Source organism: Streptomyces sp. YGL11-2 (assembly GCF_050054615.1).
Taxonomy (GTDB): domain Bacteria; phylum Actinomycetota; class Actinomycetes; order Streptomycetales; family Streptomycetaceae; genus Streptomyces.
In genome coordinates this window covers 1-1240 of the sequence record NZ_JBNHIN010000153.1, presented here as the reverse complement: position 1 = coordinate 1240, position 1240 = coordinate 1, and the positions used below count along the sequence as shown (strand labels likewise).

Annotated in this window: 2 protein-coding genes; both read right to left on the bottom strand. The window is 68.2% G+C overall.

What is annotated here, in order from left to right:
* On the bottom strand, positions 1-339 hold a 339-nt coding region (locus ACO1BR_RS44095), incomplete at its 3' end, for an NAD(P)-binding domain-containing protein (protein ID WP_426800750.1).
* A gap of 60 nt (positions 340-399) precedes the next feature.
* Positions 400-1239, bottom strand: a complete 840-nt coding sequence (locus ACO1BR_RS44090; protein ID WP_426800749.1) for a TIM barrel protein — start codon at positions 1237-1239, stop codon at positions 400-402.
* Between the last annotated feature and the right edge of the window lies 1 nt (position 1240).

Here is a 1240-nt window from a genome sequence, read left to right as displayed (position 1 = left end):
GGTGGCGGCCTTGGCCAGGTCGATGGAGGTCTGCGGGGTGATCGAGGACATGTCGATCAGCAGTGCCCCGGGCTTGGCGTTGTCCAGGATGCCGTCGGGGCCGTAGGCGATGGCTTCGACGTGGGGGGAGGCGGGGACCATGGTGATGATGACGTCGGCGTCGGCGACGGCCTCGGCGATGTTGGTGGCGGCGGTGCCGCCGGCCTGGGCGAGGCGTTCGAGCTTGTCGGCCTCCAGGGTGTAGCCGGTCACGGAGTAGCCGGCCTTGATCAGGTTCTCGGCCATGGGCGAGCCCATGATGCCCAGCCCGATCCATGCGATCTTGGGGAGGTTGCTCATCGAAGTGCCTCTTTCACACTCAAAACAAACGGGGGGAAGACGTAGTGGCCGGGCTGGTGGCTAGTGGGCGGGGCGCAGGGGTGCGGGGAGCCAGGCGAAGGCGCTGGTGCTGGGGGTGGTGCCGGGCTTGTATTCCAGGCCGATGTAGCCGTCGTAGCCGTTCTTCTTCAGGCGGCCGAGCAGGGCGGTGAAGTCGAGAGTGCCGGTGCCGGGGGCGCCGCGGCCGGGATTGTCGGCGATCTGTACGTGGGCGGTCTTGTCGGTGTGGTGGTCGATGACCTCGTCGAGGTCCTCGCCGTTCATCGACAGGTGGTAGAGGTCCATCAGGAACCGGGTGTTGTCGAGTCCGGTGGCGGCGTTGACCGCGTCGATGACCTCGATGGCCTTGGGTGCGGAGACGATCGGGCAGGCCGGCGATTCGGGGGCGTTGAGTGCCTCGATCAGCAGCGTGCCGCCCACCTCGCCCACCGCACGCGCCGCGAACGTGAGGTTCTCCAGCGCGAGGGCGTCTTGGACGGCGGGGTCTGTGCCCTCGATGCGGTTGCCGTACAGGGCGTTGAAGGTGGTGCAGCCCAGCGAGGTGGCGAACGCGATCGCCACCGGCACGTTGGCCCGGAATTTCTCCGACTCCGCCCCGGGCACCGACAGTGCACCGCGGTCGGGGCCGGGCAGCTGGCCGGCGTAGAAGTTCAGGCCCACCAGGTGTACCCCGGCGTCCTCGATCGCCTCACGCAGCGCGTCCAGCTCGGACTGCTCCGGAGTGGGAGCGTCCACCCACGGCCACCACAGCTCCACCGCCGTGAAACCCGCCGCCCGCGCGGCAGCCGGCCGCTCCAGCAACGGAAGCTCGGTGAACAGAATCGACAGGTTGACGTTGAAGCGCATGTCCGTGAAACCCATA

Bases quoted from the DNA above. Each gene is read 5' to 3' on its own strand.
- ACO1BR_RS44090 (WP_426800749.1), bottom strand. From the start codon at position 1,239: ATGGGTTTCACGGACATGCGCTTCAACGTCAACCTGTCGATTCTGTTC.